This window comes from Streptomyces catenulae (assembly GCF_000718015.1).
In the GTDB taxonomy this organism is placed as follows: Bacteria; Actinomycetota; Actinomycetes; order Streptomycetales; family Streptomycetaceae; genus Streptomyces; species Streptomyces catenulae.
The window spans coordinates 18,410-35,174 of record NZ_JODY01000004.1 but is presented as its reverse complement, the minus strand read 5'-3'; the positions used below and the strand labels follow the sequence as shown (position 1 = coordinate 35,174).

Genomic DNA, 16,765 nt, shown 5'->3' with positions numbered 1-16,765 from the left:
ACCAACGGCAGGGCCTGCCCAGGAGGTTGCGCGAGAGCGTGGCCAGTGGTTGTCGCTCGGGGGTGATCGCCGGTATTCGGAACGCCATGCGCCTTTCGAGCACGGGCGCTCTCCTTCCCGAGGACGTAGCACTTCTCCCATCCCGGGTACCGCGGGACTCGACCGAGCCCGCCGGTGCCGGAGATGTACGTCCGAGAAGGAGGAAAGTCATGGAGTCCCTGGCTCGTGGCGGGACCAGATGGAAGCGGTTCGCCGTCGTCATGGTGCCCAGCGTCGCGGCGACCGCCGCGATAGGTGTCGCCCTGTCGCAGGGCGCCCTCGCGGCATCGTTCAGCGTGTCCGGCCAGCAGTTCAAGGTCAGCACCGACCGGCTGGACGGCACCGGATTCGTCCAGTACGGAGCGGTGGACGCCCAGAAGGACGGTAAGCAGGTACCGGTCGCGGTCTCGGCGTTCTCCGACGCCAAGATCAAGAACCTGTGCCAGTCGGTCGTCGTGCCGGTGCCGGTCTTCGGCGATGTGTCGATGAAGCTCATGGCCGGTGGCGGCAGCACGCCGGTCCAGGCGAAGAACCTCTACATCGACCTCGACCAGCTCAACGCCGATGCCACCTTCCAGAACATCAACATCGGTGTGGCGGCGGGTTCGACGTCCAAGGGCCCCGGCATGAAGAAGGGCGACAAGGCCGATCCCGGCTCGTTCGCCCAGGAAGCCGACACGGCCACGCTGACCGGCGTCAAGCAGACGGCGTGGGCGACCACGGCCGGCACGTTCAAGCTGAGTGGCCTGCAGATGAAGGTCACCAAGGGCAAGAGCGAGTGCTACTGACGCGCTGAGCGTACGGGCGCGGGGGGCGGGGCCGGTCGGCCGCGCCGTGGTGACCCCGCGCCTGTCCGCGATGGCGTCAGCAGTCACGTAGTCCAGCCCAGAACCACCGTGCGCGCCGCGTGGATGCGGGGCCGAGCGAAGCGAAGGTATGGCATGAGCGCCGATACGCGACCACGACTGAACGAGAACCTCGGACGGAAGCGTCTCGTGTTCCGGCAGTGGCGCGGGCAACGCCCGTTCTGGGCCGGTCTCCTGACGCTGCTGGCCGGTCTGCCGATCATGTACTTCCCCTACGCCAACCTCACCATCGGCTCGCTGACCGTGCGCATGGCGACCACCGCCGGTGCCGGATCCCTGATCATCGGCGTACTGCTGGTCGTCCTCGGTCTGACCCTGTGGTTCCAGCCGGCCTCGCGGGTCTTCGCGGGGGTGGCGGCCATCCTGCTCTCCCTCGTCTCCCTGGTCGTCTCGAACTTCGGTGCCTTCCTCGTCGGCTTCCTGCTGGGACTCTTCGGCGGGGCGCTCGGCGTCTCCTGGGCGCCGGGCCGGGCGGCGGAGGGCGACGGACCGCAGGGCGCACGGACCGCGGCGGCGGTCGGCGGGCAACCGGCGGTGGCCGGGGCGGCTCCGGGATCGGGCGACGGACTGGACGACCTGTCAGGAACGAGCCCGACCAACGGAACGAACGGGAGGCACCGTGCCGGGTGACGAGCTGCACGAGAACGCAGCCGCCGGGGCGAGATCCGGACCGAGGCACGCGGCACCGAAGAAGCCGCTGCTCACGCGGTTCCATGTGCCCGCGGGCAAGGCGATAGCCATCGCCGCGATGCCGTCCGCCGTGCTCATGGGCATGGGGTTCACGCCCCAGTTGGCGATGGCGAAACCGGCGCCCAAGAGCCCCTTCAAGGACGGCCCGTGCGTCACCGCTCCGGACCAGCAGGAGCAGGCGGCGCAGGCCAAGGAGAAGGCCGCGAAGAAGAAGGCCGCGGACGAGAAGGCCGCCAAGGACAAGCAGGCGGCCGAGGACGCCGAGGCCGGGAAGAACGCCGAGGCGGGGGAGAAGGAGAAGGCGCCCGGGCCGGGCACGCCGTCGTCCGACGCCTCGCCGTCGCCGTCCGGCTCCGCGTCCGGCGGCAAGGGCGGCTCCGCGCCGTCCCCGTCCACCACCCCGTCGCCGTCCCCCACGGACGACGAAGGGAACCCCTGGTACGACCCGCTGGGCTGGGGCAAGAAGATCGAGGACGCCTTCCACCCCGGGAAGGACACCGGCGCGGAGAGCGGCGAGGACGCCGCGTCACCGGGCCCGTCCGCGACCCCCGAGCCCTCGAAGACGGCGGACCCGGCGAAGCCGTCCGCCCCGAAGACCACCGCTCCGGCGAAGGACGCGGGGAAGCCGACCGCCGGTACCGCGCAGGACCCGGCGGACCGGGCCACCGACGGGAAGGACGACACCACCGGGCCCACGGCCGGTGCGACGGCCGACCCCGGTGCGCCGGACGCGGACGGGAAGAAGCCGTTCCCGTGCGTCGTCGAGAAGAAGTCGGACGGTACGGACGAGCAGCCCCCGGCCGCCGTGCCGGAGGACCCCTGGCACCTGGAAGCCACCTCGCTGACGCTGAAGGACCTCGACTACAAGGGCGTGGTCAACCTCCGGACGCCCAGCGGGCGGACCAAGCAGGCGCTGAAGTTCACCGCCGGTGGCATAGACATCGGCGATCTGCACCAGATCGTGGACGGGCCGAAGGGCCTGAAGTACCACGTCAGGTCCACGCCGGGCTCCACGTCGACCATCCGCGACGGACAGGTCACGCTCTACACCGAGCGGCTCCAGGGCAACCTCTTCGGGCTGATCCCGATCGTCTTCGACCCGGAGCACCCGCCGCCCATCAACATCCCGTTCGCGTACTTCACCAAGGTGAAGCTCGCCCAGGCGGGGCAGTTCGGCGGCACCCTGCACGTCCCCGGGCTCCACGAGACCATCGAGAACAGCTGAGACGACAGGAAAAACGGCGGTGGCCGCCCCTTCCGTACGGGGGCGGCCACCGCCGCTGTGTGTCACCGGAGCCGGATCAGCTCTCGCCGCCCAGCCGGTGGACGCGCACCATGTTGGTGGTGCCGGGGATGCCGGGGGGCGAACCGGCGGTGATGATCATGGTGTCGCCCTCGTTGTACCGCTGGAGCTTGAGCAGCTCCGCGTCGACCAGGTCGACCATCGCGTCGGTGTTGTCGACGTGCCGCACCACGAACGTCTCCACGCCCCAGCTCAGCGCGAGCTGGTTGCGGGTGGCCGCGTCGGTGGTGAAGGCCAGGATCGGCTGGGCCGCGCGGTAGCGGGACAGGCGGCGGGCGGTGTCACCGGACTTGGTGAACGCCACCAGCGCCTTGCCGTTGAGGAAGTCCGCCATCTCGCACGCCGCGCGGGCCACCGCGCCGCCCTGCGTCCGCGGCTTCTTGCCCGGGACCAGCGGCTGGAGCCCCTTCGACAGCAGCTCCTCCTCGGCCGCCTCGACGATCTTCGACATCGTCTTGACGGTCTCGATCGGGTACGCGCCGACCGACGACTCCGCGGAGAGCATGACCGCGTCCGCGCCGTCCAGGATCGCGTTGGCGACATCGGACGCCTCGGCGCGGGTCGGCCGGGAGTTGGTGATCATCGACTCCATCATCTGGGTCGCCACGATCACCGGCTTGGCGTTCCGCCGGCACATCTCCACCAGGCGCTTCTGCACCATCGGGACCTTCTCCAGCGGGTACTCCACCGCGAGGTCACCGCGGGCCACCATCACCGCGTCGAAGGCCATCACGACCTCCTGCATGTTGGCGACCGCCTGCGGCTTCTCGACCTTGGCGATCACCGGGACGCGGCGCCCGACCTCGTCCATCACCCGGTGCACGTCCTGGACGTCCTTGGCGTCGCGGACGAAGGAGAGCGCGACCATGTCGCACCCCATCGCCAGCGCGAACTTCAGGTCGTCGATGTCCTTCTCCGACAGCGCGGGGACGTTGACCGCCGCGCCGGGCAGGTTGATGCCCTTGTGGTCGGAGATGACGCCGCCCTCGATGACGATGGTGCGCACCCGCGGACCGTCGACGTCGACGACCTGGAGCGCGACGTTGCCGTCGTTGATGAGGACCGGGTCGCCCTTGGAGACGTCGCCGGGCAGGCCCTTGTACGTCGTGCCGCAGATGGTCTTGTCACCGGCGACGTCCTCGGTGGTGATGACGAACTCGTCGCCGCGCACCAGCTCCACGGGGCCGTCGGCGAACGTCTCCAGGCGGATCTTCGGACCCTGGAGGTCGGCCAGCACGCCCACCGCGCGGCCGGTCTCCTCGGACGCCTTGCGGACGCGGTGGTACCGCTCCTCGTGCTCCGAGTGGGTTCCGTGGCTCATGTTGAAGCGGGCCACGTTCATACCGGCCTCGATCAGCGTCTTCAGCTGGTCGTAGGAGTCGACGGCGGGGCCCAGGGTGCAGACGATTTTGGAACGGCGCATGGGCTGAATCCTATCGGTTTTGTTTCGGAGCGGAATATTCCCCCGAAGGCGGGCGCGGAGCCGGGGTGTGCATCAGGCCGTGACCAGCGCGTATGTCTGCTGGGCGATCTCCAGCTCCTCATCTGTGGGGACCACGGCGACCGCGACGGGGGAGCCGTCGGGCGAGATCAGCCGCGGTGCGTCGGACCGTACGGCGTTGCGGTCGGCGTCCACGGCCATGCCCAGCCCCTCCAGACCGGCCATCGCCGCGGCGCGCACCGGGGCGGCGTTCTCGCCGACGCCCGCGGTGAACGCCACCGCGTCGACCCGGCCGAGCACCGCGGTGTAGGCGCCGAGGTACTTCTTCAGCCGGTGGATGTAGATGTCGAAGGCGAGCGCCGCCGCCTCGTCGCCCTCGTCGATACGGCGGCGGATCTCCCGCATGTCGTTGTCGCCGCAGAGCCCGACCAGCCCGCTCTTCTTGTTGAGCAGCTCGTCGATCTCGTCGGCGGACATCCCGGCGACCCGCTTGAGATGGAATGTCACCGCCGGGTCGATGTCGCCGGAGCGGGTGCCCATCACCAGGCCCTCCAGCGGCGTCAGCCCCATCGAGGTGTCCACGCACCGGCCGCCCGCCACCGCCGACGCGGAGGCGCCGTTGCCCAGGTGCAGCACGATGACGTTGACCTCGGACGGATCCTTGCCCAGCAGCCGGGCGGTGCGGCGCGAGACATAGGCGTGCGAGGTGCCGTGGAAGCCGTAGCGGCGGATGCGGTGGGCGTCGGCGGTGGCCACGTCGATGGCGTAGCGGGCCGCGTGCTCCGGCATCGTGGTGTGGAACGCGGTGTCGAAGACGGCTATCTGCGGCAGGTCCGGGCGGAGCGCCCGGGCGGTGCGGATGCCGGTGAGGTTCGCCGGGTTGTGCAGCGGCGCGACCGGCACCAGCCGCTCGATCTCCGCCAGGACCGCCTCGTCGATGACGGTCGGCTCGGTGAACCGCAGACCGCCGTGGACGACGCGGTGCCCGATCGCGGCCAGCCGCGGGGAGTCGAGGCCCAGTCCGTCGGCGGCCAGCTCCGCGGCGACCGCCTTGAGCGCCGCGTCGTGGTCGGCCATCGGTCCCTCGTGCACCCGCCGCTCGCCGCCGGTGGCCAGCGGTGTGTGCACCAGCCGCGAGGTCTCCTCGCCGATCCGCTCGACGAGACCGACGGCCAGCCGCCGGTTCTCCACCATGTCGAGCAGCTGGTACTTCACCGACGAGGAGCCGGAGTTGAGGACGAGGACGCGGGTGGGTTCGGCAGTCATGGAGCGCTTTCCGGTGGTGGCGGACGGGCGGGAGCGGATCAGACGGCTCCGGCGCCGGGCGGGGCGCCCTGCGCCTGGATCGCGGTGATGGCGACGGTGTTGACGATGTCCTGCACCAGCGCACCGCGCGAGAGGTCGTTGACCGGCTTGCGCAGCCCCTGGAGGACCGGTCCGACGGCGATCGCGCCCGCGGAGCGCTGCACCGCCTTGTAGGTGTTGTTGCCGGTGTTGAGGTCCGGGAAGATCAGCACCGTGGCGCGTCCGGCGACCTCGGATTCGGGCAGCTTGGTGCGCGCCACGGAGGCGTCGACCGCCGCGTCGTACTGGATCGGGCCCTCCACCAGCAGATCCGGCCGGAGCTTGCGGACCAGTTCGGTGGCGCGGCGGACCTTGTCGACGTCGGCGCCGGAGCCGGAGGTGCCGGTGGAGTACGACAGCATCGCGATCCGCGGCTCCACCCCGAACTGCGCGGCGGTGGCCGCCGACTGGATGGCGATGTCGGCGAGCTGCTCGGCGTCCGGATCCGGGTTGACCGCGCAGTCGCCGTAGACCAGGACCCGGTCGGCCAGACACATGAAGAAGACGGACGAGACGATCTGCGCGTCCGGCTTGGTCTTGATGATCTCGAAGGCGGGGCGGATGGTCGCCGCCGTGGAGTGCACCGCGCCGGAGACCATGCCGTCGGCCAGCCCCTCCTGCACCATCAGCGTGCCGAAGTACGAGACGTCGGCGACCACGTCGTACGCCAGCTCGTAGCCGACGCCCTTGTGGGCGCGCAGCTCCGCGTACCGCTCGGCGAAGCGCTCGCGCAGCGGGGAGGTGTGCGGGTCGATGATCTGGGCGTCCGCCAGGTCGATGGCGAGGTCGGCGGCGCGCTTGCGGATCGTCTCCTCCTCGCCGAGCAGCGTCAGCGCACAGACGTCACGGCGCAGCAGCACATCGGCGGCGCGCAGCACCCGCTCCTCGCCGCCCTCGGGCAGCACCACCCGGCGCCGCCCGGAGCGGGAGCGCTCGATCAGCTCGTGTTCGAACATCATCGGCGTGACCCGGCCGGAGCGGGCCACGGAGATACGATTCGTCAGCTCGACGGTGTCCACATGCCGTTCGAACAGGCCGAGCGCGGTCTCCGCCTTGCGCGGCGCCGCGGCGTTGAGCTTGCCCTCGACGGCGAACAGCTCCGCGGCCGTCGGGAAGGAACCGCCGGGCACCGAGATGACCGGGGTGCCCGGCGCCAGCCGGTCCGCCAGCGCCATGATGTCCGGGCCGGGCCGCTCGTCCAGGGTGAGCAGCACCCCGGCGATCGGCGGGGCGCCCGCGCTGTGGGCGGCGAGCGAGCCGATGACGAGGTCGGCGCGGTCCCCGGGCGTCACCACCAGACAGCCCGGCGTCAGCGCCTTGAGGAACGTCGGCAGCATCGCCCCGCCGAAGACGAAGTCCCGGGCGTCGCGCGCCAGCCCGGAGTCGTCGCCCAGCAGCACCTCCGCGCCCAGGCTGTGCACCAGCTGCCCGACGGTCGGCGCGGAGAGCGCACCGTCCTCCGGCAGCGCGTAGCACGGCACCGGCAGCCGCGCCGCCAGCCGCTCGACGACGGCCTTCTGCAGCTCCGGAGCGACGCGGTTGACGACGAGGGCGACGACGTCGCAGCCGAGCGCGGCATAGGCGCGGTAGGCGTTGCGGGCCTCCGCGCGGACCGCCTCCGCCTCCAGCCCCTGACCGCCGACGACGGGGAGGACCGCGGCGCCGAACTCGTTGGCGAGGCGGGCGTTGAGGCCCAGGTCGTCGGGGAGGTTGGTGGCGGCGTAGTCCGAGCCGAGGACCAGCACGTACTCGTAGTCGCGGGCCACCGCGTGGAAGCGCTCGACCAGCCGGGAGACCAGTTCGTCGGTGCCGTGCTCGGCCTGGAGGTCGGCGGCCTCGTCGTAGCCGAGGCCGAAGGCGGACCCGGCGGGCTGGCCGAGGCGGTAGCGGGCGCGCAGCAGGTCGAAGAGGCGGTCCGGTCCGTCGTGGACCAGCGGGCGGAAGACGCCCACCCGGTCGACGTGGCGGGTCAGGAGCTCCATCACTCCCAGCTCGACGACCTGACGGCCGTCGCCGCGGTCGGTACCGGTCACGTACACGCTGCGTGTCACGCGTGCTCTCCGTCCATCCGTTGTCGTGCAGATCAGCCGGGGCAGTCAGAGTAGGGTCGGAAACAGCCGTTATGGCGGGCTCGCCACCTTGACAATACCCGCGGCGCTGGATAGGCCGCGCGTCCCAGTTTCCCTGAGGCGGCGGGCCCGGGAGAGGGGCGGGGCGCCGGGCGGGTGAGGGCGGGACCGGGCGCCCCGTGGAAGAATCGGACCGGCTCACACGTCGGACAGCGAGCACAGGAGACACAGCACGATGCGTATCGGAGTCCTCACCGCCGGCGGCGACTGCCCCGGGCTGAACGCTGTGATCAGGTCCGTCGTCCACCGCGCCCTGACCGGCCACGACGACGAGGTCATCGGCTTCGAGGACGGCTTCAAGGGACTGCTCGACGGGCGCTACCGCAAGCTCGACCTGGACGCCGTCAGCGGCATCCTGGCCCGCGGCGGCACCATCCTCGGCTCCGCCCGCCTGGAGCGCGCCCGGCTGCGCGAGGCGTGCGAGAACGCCAAGGACTTCTCCCGCGAGCACGGCATCGACGTCCTCATCCCGATCGGCGGCGAGGGCACCCTGACCGCCGCCCGGATGCTGTCGGACGCCGGACTGCCGGTCGTCGGCGTCCCCAAGACGATCGACAACGACATCTCCTCCACCGACCGCACCTTCGGCTTCGACACCGCCGTCGGCGTCGCCACCGAGGCCATCGACCGCCTCAAGACCACTGCCGAATCGCATCAGCGGGTGATGGTCGTCGAGGTCATGGGGCGCCACGCCGGATGGATCGCGCTGGAGTCCGGGATGGCCGGTGGCGCCCACGGCATCTGCCTGCCGGAGCGCGAGTTCGACGTCGGCGACCTGGTCCGGATGGTCGAGGAGCGCTTCTCGCGCGGCAAGAAGTTCGCCGTGATCTGCGTCGCCGAGGGCGCCCACCCCGCGCCCGGCACGATGGACTACAAGAAGGGCGCCATCGACCAGTACGGCCACGAGCGCTTCTCCGGCATCGGCAACGCCCTCGCCGTCGAGCTGGAGCGGCGCCTGGGCAAGGAGGCGCGCCCGGTCATCCTCGGCCACGTCCAGCGCGGCGGCACCCCCACCGCGTACGACCGGGTCCTCGCCACCCGCTTCGGCTGGCACGCCGTCGAGGCGGCGCACCGCGGGGAGTTCGGGAGGATGACGGCGCTGCGCGGTACGGACGTGACGATGGTGCCGCTCGCCGATGCCGTCACCGAGCTGAAGCGGGTCCCCGCCGACCGGATGCGGGAGGCCGAGTCGGTCTTCTGACCTGCGAAATCGCCGAGGTACGACGGCGGCGCGCCGCCCCGGACCGGGAAGGCGCGCCGCCGTTGCCGTACCGCCCGTCAGTGGGCGCCGATGGCCTCCAGCATGTTGAGCTTCGCCGCGCGGCGGGCCGGCCAGATGGCGGCCAGCAGGCCCACGGCCAGCGCGATCGCCACGAAGAGCGACAGCCGTCCCCACGGCAGCAGCGTCTCGTAGAGCCGCCAGGACGAGGCGAGCAGTGAGCCGCCGGCCCAGGCGAGGAAGAGGCCCACGCCGATGCCGAGGATCGCGCCGAAGAGCGAGATGACGACCGACTCCAGCCGGACCATCTGCTTGATACCGGCGCGCGCCAGCCCGATCGCGCGCAGCATCCCGATCTCCCGGGTCCGCTCGAAGACCGACATCGCCAGGGTGTTGATCACGCCGACCACCGCGATGACGACGGCCATCCCCAGCAGGCCGTAGACCATGTTGACCATCATCCCGATCGGTCCGGCGGTCTCCTGGCGCAGCTCCTCGTGGTTTTCCACCTTCACCAGCGGGTTGTCGCCGAAGGCGGCCCGCAGCTTCGCGGCGGTCGCATCGGAGGCGCCGTGCGCGGTCTTGACCAGCAGGGCGTCGTCCTTGGGGGCCTCGTCCGGGCCGTAGGAGACCAGCGGCAGGTCGGAGAAGGCGTCACCGGCGATGTCGTTGTCCTCGTAGACCGCGGCGACCGTCAGCCGGTGCTTCTTCTGGTCGGGGAGCTCGACGGTGATGCGCTGTCCGGCGCGCAGCCCCGCCTTCTCGGCGGTGGTCCGCGACAGCGCGATGCCCTCGCCGCGCACCGTGCCGACCGAACCCTGGACCACCTTGAGCGCCGTGACCTGGGCGATCGTGCGGGGGTCGGTGCCGTTGAGCACCACGCCCTCGTCGCCCAGGAGGAAGCTGGAGTGACGCATCGGGGCCACCGCGGTCACGTCGGGGATCTGCGCCGCCTTCGCGGCCAGCTTCGGGTCGAGACCGGAGAAGGTGGAGGTGCTGACCTGGTACTCGGCCGTCAGCTGGGTCGCGGTCATCCGGTCGATGGCGGACTCCGCGGAGTTGCCGACGACGGCCATACCGGTGATCAGGGTGAGGCCGATCATCAGCGCGGAGCCGGTCGCGGCGGTCCGGCGCGGGTTGCGGAGCGCGTTCTCCCGGGCCAGCTTGCCGACCGTGCCGAAGAGGCGGCCGGTGACCGCGCCGGTGAGGCGGACCAGCGGGCGGGACAGGAGCGGCGCCAGCACGATCACGCCGGTCATGGTGAGGGCGGAGCCGAGCATCGCGAGCGGCAGGTCGTCGCTGGACTCCAGCGTCGAGACGTAGCACATCACGGCCACGCCGAGGCCCGCGATGAGGGCGCCGAAGATGTTGCGGAGCACCAGGCTGCGCGGCGCGGGCTGGGTGTCGACCGTGCTCAGCGCCTCCACCGGCGCGATCTTCGCGGCCCGGCGGGACGGCAGCCAGGCGGCGAGGACCGTCACGACGGTGCCGGTGGCCAGGGAGACGAGGTAGGTGAGCGGGCTGATGACGAGCGGCCCGTCCGGCAGCCCGGCGTCGTTGGCGTTGAGCACCGAGCGGATCCCCAGCGCGAGGCCGATCCCCAGGCCCATGCCGACGGCGGAGGCGACCACGCCCAGCAGCGTCGCCTCGACGAGCACCGAGCGCACCACCTGGCGGCGGGCGGCGCCGACCGCGCGGAGCAGGGCGATCTCACGGCGGCGCTGGGAGATCAGCATGGTGAAGGTGTTGGCGATGATGAAGACGCCGACGAAGAGCGCGATCCCGGCGAAGGTCAGCAGCGTCGAGGTCAGCGCGGTGTTCTGGTCGGTGAGCATCCGGCTCTGCTCCTCGGCGAGCGCGGTGCCGCTGGTGACGTTCGCCGCCTTCTCCGGTACGGCCGCGCGGATCTCGCGGGTCAGCGCCGCCTCGTCGGTGCCGGGCTTCGAGGACACCACCAACTCGTCGTACTGGCCGGGGTGGAGGTAGAGGCGCTGGGCGGTGGCGGTGTCGAGCAGCGTCAGCGAACCGCCCGCGGTCACCTTCGGGTCGTCGGTGGAGACCAGCCCGACCAGCTTCTTCGCCAGTACCGGGCCGTCGGTGGCGAACCGTACGGTGTCGCCGATGCGGTAGCCGGCCTTGCGGGCGGTGGCCTCGGCCAGCGCCACCTCGCCCGCGGTGGCCGGGCCGCGGCCCGCGACCAGCGGGTAGCGGCTGTCCTTGCCGTCCGGGCCCGGCTGGTAGTTGACGGCGCGGTTCTGCCAGGCGTCGCCGACCGGCTTGCCGTCCTTGGCGGCGAGGACCGCGTCACCGGTGACGTCGGCGCGTACGGTGCGCACGCCGGGCACCGCGCGGACCGCGTCGACGGTCCGGTCGGTGAGGGCGGTGACCCGTCGGCCGTCGGGCTTCGGGGGCTCCTGCTCGGCGGAGACGGAGACGGCGACGTCGTCGAGGTTCTTGGCGGAGGCGTTCTTGAGGGCGTCGCCGACGGTGTCGCTGAAGACGAGGGTGCCGGAGACGAAGGCGACGCCGAGGAGGACCGCGAGCACGGTCATCATCAGCCGGGCTTTGTGCGCGAAGAGGTTGCGCACGGCTGTTCGCAGCATGGGAAGTCAGTCCTGGTGCCTGGGGCGCGGATGGGAGGGCGGGGCGGTGCGGCGCGGTGCCGGGGTCACTGGGTGCGGCCGCGGCCGTCGAAGCGCCGCATCCGGTCCAGCACCGAGTCCGCGGTGGGCCGGTGCAGTTCCTCGACGATGCGGCCGTCGGCGAGGAAGACGACGCGGTCGGCGTAGCCCGCGGCGACCGGGTCGTGGGTGACCATCACGACGGTCTGGCCCATGGCGCGTACCGACTCCCGCAGGAAGCCCAGGACTTCGGCGCCGGAGCGGGAGTCGAGGTTGCCGGTCGGCTCGTCCGCGAAGATGATCTCGGGCCGGGCGACCAGTGCCCGGGCCACCGCCACCCGCTGCTGCTGTCCGCCGGAGAGCTGGCTGGGGCGGTGGGTGAGGCGCCCGGAGAGGCCCACCGTCTCGATGACCGCGTTCATCCACGCCGGGTCGGGCTTACGGCCCGCGATGTCCAGCGGGAGGGTGATGTTCTCGGCGGCGGTCAGCGTCGGCAGCAGGTTGAACGCCTGGAAGATGAAGCCGATCTTGTCGCGGCGCAGCCGGGTCAGCTTCTTCTCGCCGAGCGAGGCCAACTCCACGTCCCCGATGCGGACCGAGCCGGACGAGATGGTGTCGAGCCCCGCCATGCAGTGCATCAGCGTCGACTTGCCGGAGCCGGACGGGCCCATGATCGCGGTGAACTGCCCGGCGGCGAAGTCGACGGAGACCTGGTCCAGCGCCACCACCCTCGTCTCGCCCTCGCCGTAGACCTTGTCGAGGCCCACCGCGCGGGCGGCGACACCGGACATCGTGGGTGTGGGGGCGGGGGCGGCGGCCGCGTACGACACGGGAACTCCTGGGGACGGGACGGGGCAATGTGCTCCCATCCTCGGCCGCGGACCCCGCCCGGGGCGTCGCCCGGGAGGACCGAAAGCGGCACCGGCCGGAAGTCCCACGCGCGACCCGCGGGTCCCTCTCAAGGGGGACACCCGGTCCGTCCGCGGAGCGACGCCGGTCAGGTGGCGGATGCCCCAAGTGCCCGATGGGGTACGGGAGTTGGGGCCTGGCTGCCCCGAAGGGCAGGATCTGCGGGCAGCGGCCGTGTCCCGGCGTCCCCGCGTTCTGCCGCTACCGCTCCGACCAGCGGTACCGCAGCTCCGGCCGCCCCACCTGACCGTACTGCGGGGCGCGGGCCGCCCGACCGGTGTCCACCAGGTACTCCAGATAGCGGCGGGCGGTGATCCGGGAGATGCCGACGCCGGTGCCCGCCTCGGTGGCGGAGAGCCCGGCGGGGGCGGCGCGCAGGGCGTCGGTGACCGCGCGCAGCGTCGCCGAGGTCAGACCCTTGGGCAGCGCCGCCGGGCGCGGGTTGCGCAGCGCGGCGATGGCGCGGTCCACCTCGTCCTGCCCGCTGGCCTCGCCCGCGGTGCAGCGGAACGCGGCGTAGCGCTGGAGCCGGTCGCGGAGCGTGGCGAAGGTGAACGGCTTGAGCAGGTACTGCACCACGCCCTGCGACACGCCCTCGCGCACCATCGTCAGATCGCGCGCCGAGGTGACCGCGATGACGTCCGCCCCGTGCCCGGCGCCGCGCAGCGTCCGCATCAGCTGGAGCCCGTGCCCGTCCGGGAGATAGAGGTCGAGCAGCAGCAGATCGACGGCGTGGTGGTCGAGATGGCGGCGGGCGTCCGCGCCCGAGTGCACGGTGCCGGAGACCGTGAAACCCGGGACCCGCTCCACGTACAGCGTGTGGGCGGCGGCGGCCACCGGGTCGTCCTCGACGACGAGGACCCTGATGTCGGGGGTGGTCGTCATGGGGTGTCTCCGTCCGTGGTCCGCAGCGGCAGCCGGACCGTGAAGCGCGCGCCGCCGTCCGGTGCGCGGTCGAGGGCGACGGTGCCGCCGTTGCGCCGGACCGCCTGTTGGACGAGGGCCAGGCCCAGCCCCCGGCCACGTCCGGGCGCGCCCGCCGTCGGCGGCTTGCTGCTCCAGCCGCGGCGGAAGATCTCCGCGGCGCTCTCCTCGGGCACGCCGGGCCCGTTGTCCGCCACGCGCAGCAGCAGTTCGCCGCCGTCGGAGCGGGCGGTGACGGTGACCTTCGGCGGGTCCGCCGGGCCGTCGGGGGCGCCGGGCGGGGCGGCGCCCGAGGTGGCGTCCGGCGCCGCGGCGTCCAGGGCGTTGTCGATGAGGTTGCCGAGCACCGTCACCAGATCGCGGGCGGGCAGGTCGGGCGGGAGCAGTCCGTCGTCGATCCGGCTGTCGGCGGTCAGCACCAGCTCCGCGCCGTGCTCGTTGGCCTGCGCCGCCTTGCCCAGGAGCAGTGCGGCGAGGACCGGTTCGGCGACCGCGCCGACGACCTGGTCGGTCAGCGCCTGCGCCAGCTCCAGTTCGGCGGTGGCGAACTCCACCGCCTCGTCGGCGCGGCCCAGTTCGATCAGCGACACCACCGTGTGCAGCCGGTTGGCGGCCTCGTGCGCCTGCGACCGCAGCGCCTCGGCGAACCCGCGTACCGAGTCCAACTCGCCGGAGAGCGCCTGGAGTTCGGTGTGGTCGCGCAGGGTGATGACGCTGCCGCGGTGCTCCCCGCCGGAGACCGGCGCGGAGTTGACCACCAGCACCCGTTCGTCCGTCAGATGCAGCGCGTCGCGGAGCGGACCGGGCGCGGTCAGCGCGGTCGCCAGCGGTGCGGGCAGCCCCAGCTCCGCCACCGGGCGGCCCACCGCCACACCGGTCACGCCGAGGAGTTCCCGGGCGCCGTCGTTGATCAGCGACACCCGCCGCCCTCCGTCCAGCATCAGCAGCCCCTCCCGTACCGCGTGCAGCGCCGCCTGGTGGTATTCGTGCATCCGGCTCAGCTCGGCGGCGTTCATCCCGTGGGTGTGGCGCCGCAGCCGGGCGTTGATCACATACGTCCCGAGCCCGCCCAGCGCCAGCGCCGCCGCGGCCACCCCGAGCAGCGCCAGCACCTGGTTGCGCAGCTGCTCGCTGATGGTGGCGATGGTGATGCCGGAGCTGACCAGCGCCACGACGCGGTCGCCGTGCGCCGGGTCGCGGACCGGCGCGATCACCCGCACCGACGGCCCGAGCACCCCCAGATGTGTCTCCGCGAACGTCTCGCCGTGCAGCGCCCGCCCGGTGTGCCCGAGGTAGGTCCGGCCGATCGCGTCCGGTTCCGGGTGGGTCCAGCGGGTGCCGTCCGGCGCCATCACGACGACGAAGTCGACGCCCGCGTCGCGCCGCAGCCGCTCGGTGTACGGCTGGAGCGCCGCCGTCGGATCGGCGCCGCGGACGGCGGCGACCACCGCGGGCGAGTCGGCGACCGCCGTCGTCACCGCGGTCGTCTGCCGCCGCGCGGTCTCCTTCGCCTGCCGCCCGGCGCTTGCGTACGCGAAGACGGCGCAGCCCGCGACGACCACGGTCACCAGGAGGACCTGCATCGCGAAGAGCTGCCCCGCCAGGCTGCGCGGGCGTCGCAGACGCAACGGCGTCCGCGGAAAGGCACAGTGCATGCAAACAGTCTGCCCGGTCACTTTTATATGAACGAAATGCACGTAAGGGTGACGCACGCCACAGCCCAGGTGCATAGTCTCCGGGACTCGTTGCGCCCGAGCCGCAGATCAGTGCGCAACCGTAGAGCGAGGAGGCAGCCGTGGCTGCAAAGACGCCGCCGTCCGGCGGTACCACCGAGGAGAGCGCGCCGAAGAAGCGGGACCGGACGCATTTCCTCTACATCGCCGTGATCGCCGCGGTACTGCTCGGCATCGCCGTCGGCTTCATCGCCCCCGGTGTCGCCGTCGAGCTGAAGCCGCTCGGCGCCGGGTTCGTGAACCTCATCAAGATGATGATCTCGCCGGTCATCTTCTGCACGATCGTGCTGGGTGTGGGGTCGGTCCGGAAGGCGGCCAAGGTCGGCGCCGTCGGCGGTCTCGCCCTCGGCTACTTCATGGTGATGTCCACCGTCGCCCTCGCCATCGGTCTGGTCGTCGGCAACATCCTGGAGCCCGGCTCGGGCCTCCACCTGACCGAGTCGGTGCGCCACGCGGGCCAGGCGCAGACCGCGGGCGGCGGCGAGTCCACCGCCGACTTCCTGCTCGGCATGATCCCGACGACGCTGGTCTCCGCCTTCACCCAGGGCGAGGTGCTCCAGACGCTGCTGGTCGCGCTGCTGGTCGGCTTCGGGCTCCAGTCGCTCGGCAAGGCGGGCGAGCCGGTGCTGCGCGGCGTCGGACATCTGCAGAAGCTGGTCTTCCGCGTGCTGTCGATGATCATGTGGGTGGCGCCGGTCGGTGCCTTCGGCGCCATGGCCGCGGTGGTCGGCGAGACCGGCGTGGACGCGCTGAAGTCCCTCGCCGTCATCATGGTCGGCTTCTACGTCACCTGTCTGCTCTTCGTGATCGTCGTCCTGGGCACGATGCTGCGGCTCTTCGCCGGGGTCAACATCTTCCTGCTGCTGAAGTACCTGGCCCGGGAGTTCCTGCTGATCCTGTCGACCTCCTCCTCGGAGTCGGCGCTGCCGCGGCTGATCGCCAAGATGGAGCACCTGGGCGTCAGCAAGCCCGTGGTCGGCATCACCGTCCCCACCGGCTACAGCTTCAACCTCGACGGCACCGCCATCTACCTGACGATGTCCGCGCTCTTCGTCGCCGAGGCGATGGGCCAGCCGCTCGCCCTGGGCCAGCAGATCTCCCTGCTCGTCTTCATGATCATCGCCTCGAAGGGCGCCGCCGGGGTCACCGGCGCGGGCCTGGCCACCCTCGCCGGCGGCCTCCAGTCGCACCGCCCCGAACTGGTCGACGGCGTCGGCCTGATCGTCGGCATCGACCGCTTCATGAGCGAGGCGCGGGCGCTGACCAACTTCGCCGGCAACGCCGTCGCCACCGTCCTCATCGGCACCTGGACGAAGGAGATCGACAAGGCCCGGGTAGGCGAGGTCCTCGCCGGTCAGCTGCCGTTCGACGAGGCGACCCTGAGCGACGACCACGGCGCCCCCGCACCGGCCGACGACGCCCCGCGCACGGACGGGGCGAAGGCGCCCGCCGGGGTCTGACCGGCCGCCGGGCGACGGTTCCCCGGAACCGGCCACGCCGCCTCCCACCGCCGTACGGGGCGGGTGCCTCCGGGCGCCCGCCCCGTC

Annotated in this window: 12 protein-coding genes; 5 read left to right on the top strand and 7 right to left on the bottom strand. The window is 72.0% G+C overall.

What is annotated here, in order from left to right; genetic code table 11:
- The first annotated feature begins 209 nt into the window (after window positions 1–209).
- The 3 genes from IF23_RS0106145 (at window position 210) to IF23_RS0106135 (ending at window position 2,820) form a co-directional block, all read left to right on the top strand.
- The gene (locus IF23_RS0106145) at window positions 210–827 is read left to right on the top strand and encodes a DUF6230 family protein (protein ID WP_030280645.1); all 618 of its coding nucleotides are present in this window, start codon (window positions 210–212) and stop codon (window positions 825–827) included.
- 153 nt (window positions 828–980) lie between these two features.
- A complete protein-coding gene (locus IF23_RS0106140; RefSeq protein WP_030280644.1) occupies window positions 981–1,535 on the top strand; it encodes a DUF6114 domain-containing protein in 555 nt (184 codons plus the stop codon).
- Window positions 1,525–2,820, top strand: a complete 1,296-nt coding sequence (locus IF23_RS0106135; RefSeq protein WP_030280643.1) for a hypothetical protein — start codon at window positions 1,525–1,527, stop codon at window positions 2,818–2,820. Before IF23_RS0106140 ends, IF23_RS0106135 begins: the two co-directional genes overlap by 11 nt.
- A 76-nt stretch (window positions 2,821–2,896) precedes the next feature.
- Here the strand turns inward: IF23_RS0106135 and pyk are convergent, their stop codons facing one another.
- From pyk to pta, 3 genes are all read right to left on the bottom strand, one after another.
- Window positions 2,897–4,321, bottom strand: a complete 1,425-nt coding sequence (pyk, locus tag IF23_RS0106130) for a pyruvate kinase (protein ID WP_030280642.1) — start codon at window positions 4,319–4,321, stop codon at window positions 2,897–2,899.
- Between the two features lie 72 nt (window positions 4,322–4,393).
- On the bottom strand, window positions 4,394–5,605 hold the full coding sequence (locus IF23_RS0106125; protein WP_030280640.1) for an acetate kinase: 1,212 nt from the start codon (window positions 5,603–5,605) through the stop codon (window positions 4,394–4,396).
- A 38-nt stretch (window positions 5,606–5,643) separates the two neighbouring features.
- Entirely contained in the window at window positions 5,644–7,734 is a 2,091-nt protein-coding gene (gene pta / locus IF23_RS0106120; RefSeq protein WP_030280639.1) for a phosphate acetyltransferase, read from the bottom strand.
- Between the two features lie 253 nt (window positions 7,735–7,987).
- On the opposite strand from pta, the gene IF23_RS0106115 reads away from it, so the two are divergent.
- The gene (locus IF23_RS0106115) at window positions 7,988–9,013 is read left to right on the top strand and encodes an ATP-dependent 6-phosphofructokinase (protein WP_030280637.1); all 1,026 of its coding nucleotides are present in this window, start codon (window positions 7,988–7,990) and stop codon (window positions 9,011–9,013) included.
- A gap of 77 nt (window positions 9,014–9,090) precedes the next feature.
- Here the strand turns inward: IF23_RS0106115 and IF23_RS0106110 are convergent, their stop codons facing one another.
- From IF23_RS0106110 to IF23_RS0106095, 4 genes are all read right to left on the bottom strand, one after another.
- Window positions 9,091–11,634 (bottom strand): ABC transporter permease, encoded by a 2,544-nt coding sequence (locus IF23_RS0106110; protein ID WP_030280635.1) that lies wholly within the window; start codon window positions 11,632–11,634, stop codon window positions 9,091–9,093.
- 65 nt (window positions 11,635–11,699) lie between these two features.
- Window positions 11,700–12,443: an ABC transporter ATP-binding protein gene (locus tag IF23_RS0106105; protein WP_051739323.1), complete on the bottom strand. Its 744-nt coding sequence runs from the start codon at window positions 12,441–12,443 to the stop codon at window positions 11,700–11,702.
- A 319-nt stretch (window positions 12,444–12,762) separates the two neighbouring features.
- Window positions 12,763–13,446 (bottom strand): response regulator, encoded by a 684-nt coding sequence (locus tag IF23_RS0106100; RefSeq protein ID WP_030280631.1) that lies wholly within the window; start codon window positions 13,444–13,446, stop codon window positions 12,763–12,765.
- Window positions 13,443–15,068, bottom strand: a complete 1,626-nt coding sequence (locus tag IF23_RS0106095) for a sensor histidine kinase (RefSeq protein ID WP_107126885.1) — start codon at window positions 15,066–15,068, stop codon at window positions 13,443–13,445. Before IF23_RS0106095 ends, IF23_RS0106100 begins: the two co-directional genes overlap by 4 nt.
- 212 nt (window positions 15,069–15,280) lie before the next feature.
- Here IF23_RS0106095 and IF23_RS0106090 point away from each other — a divergent pair, with 212 nt between their 5' ends.
- Window positions 15,281–16,678, top strand: coding sequence for a cation:dicarboxylate symporter family transporter (locus tag IF23_RS0106090; protein ID WP_030280627.1), 1,398 nt, complete (start codon window positions 15,281–15,283; stop codon window positions 16,676–16,678).
- The last annotated feature ends 87 nt before the right edge of the window (window positions 16,679–16,765 follow it).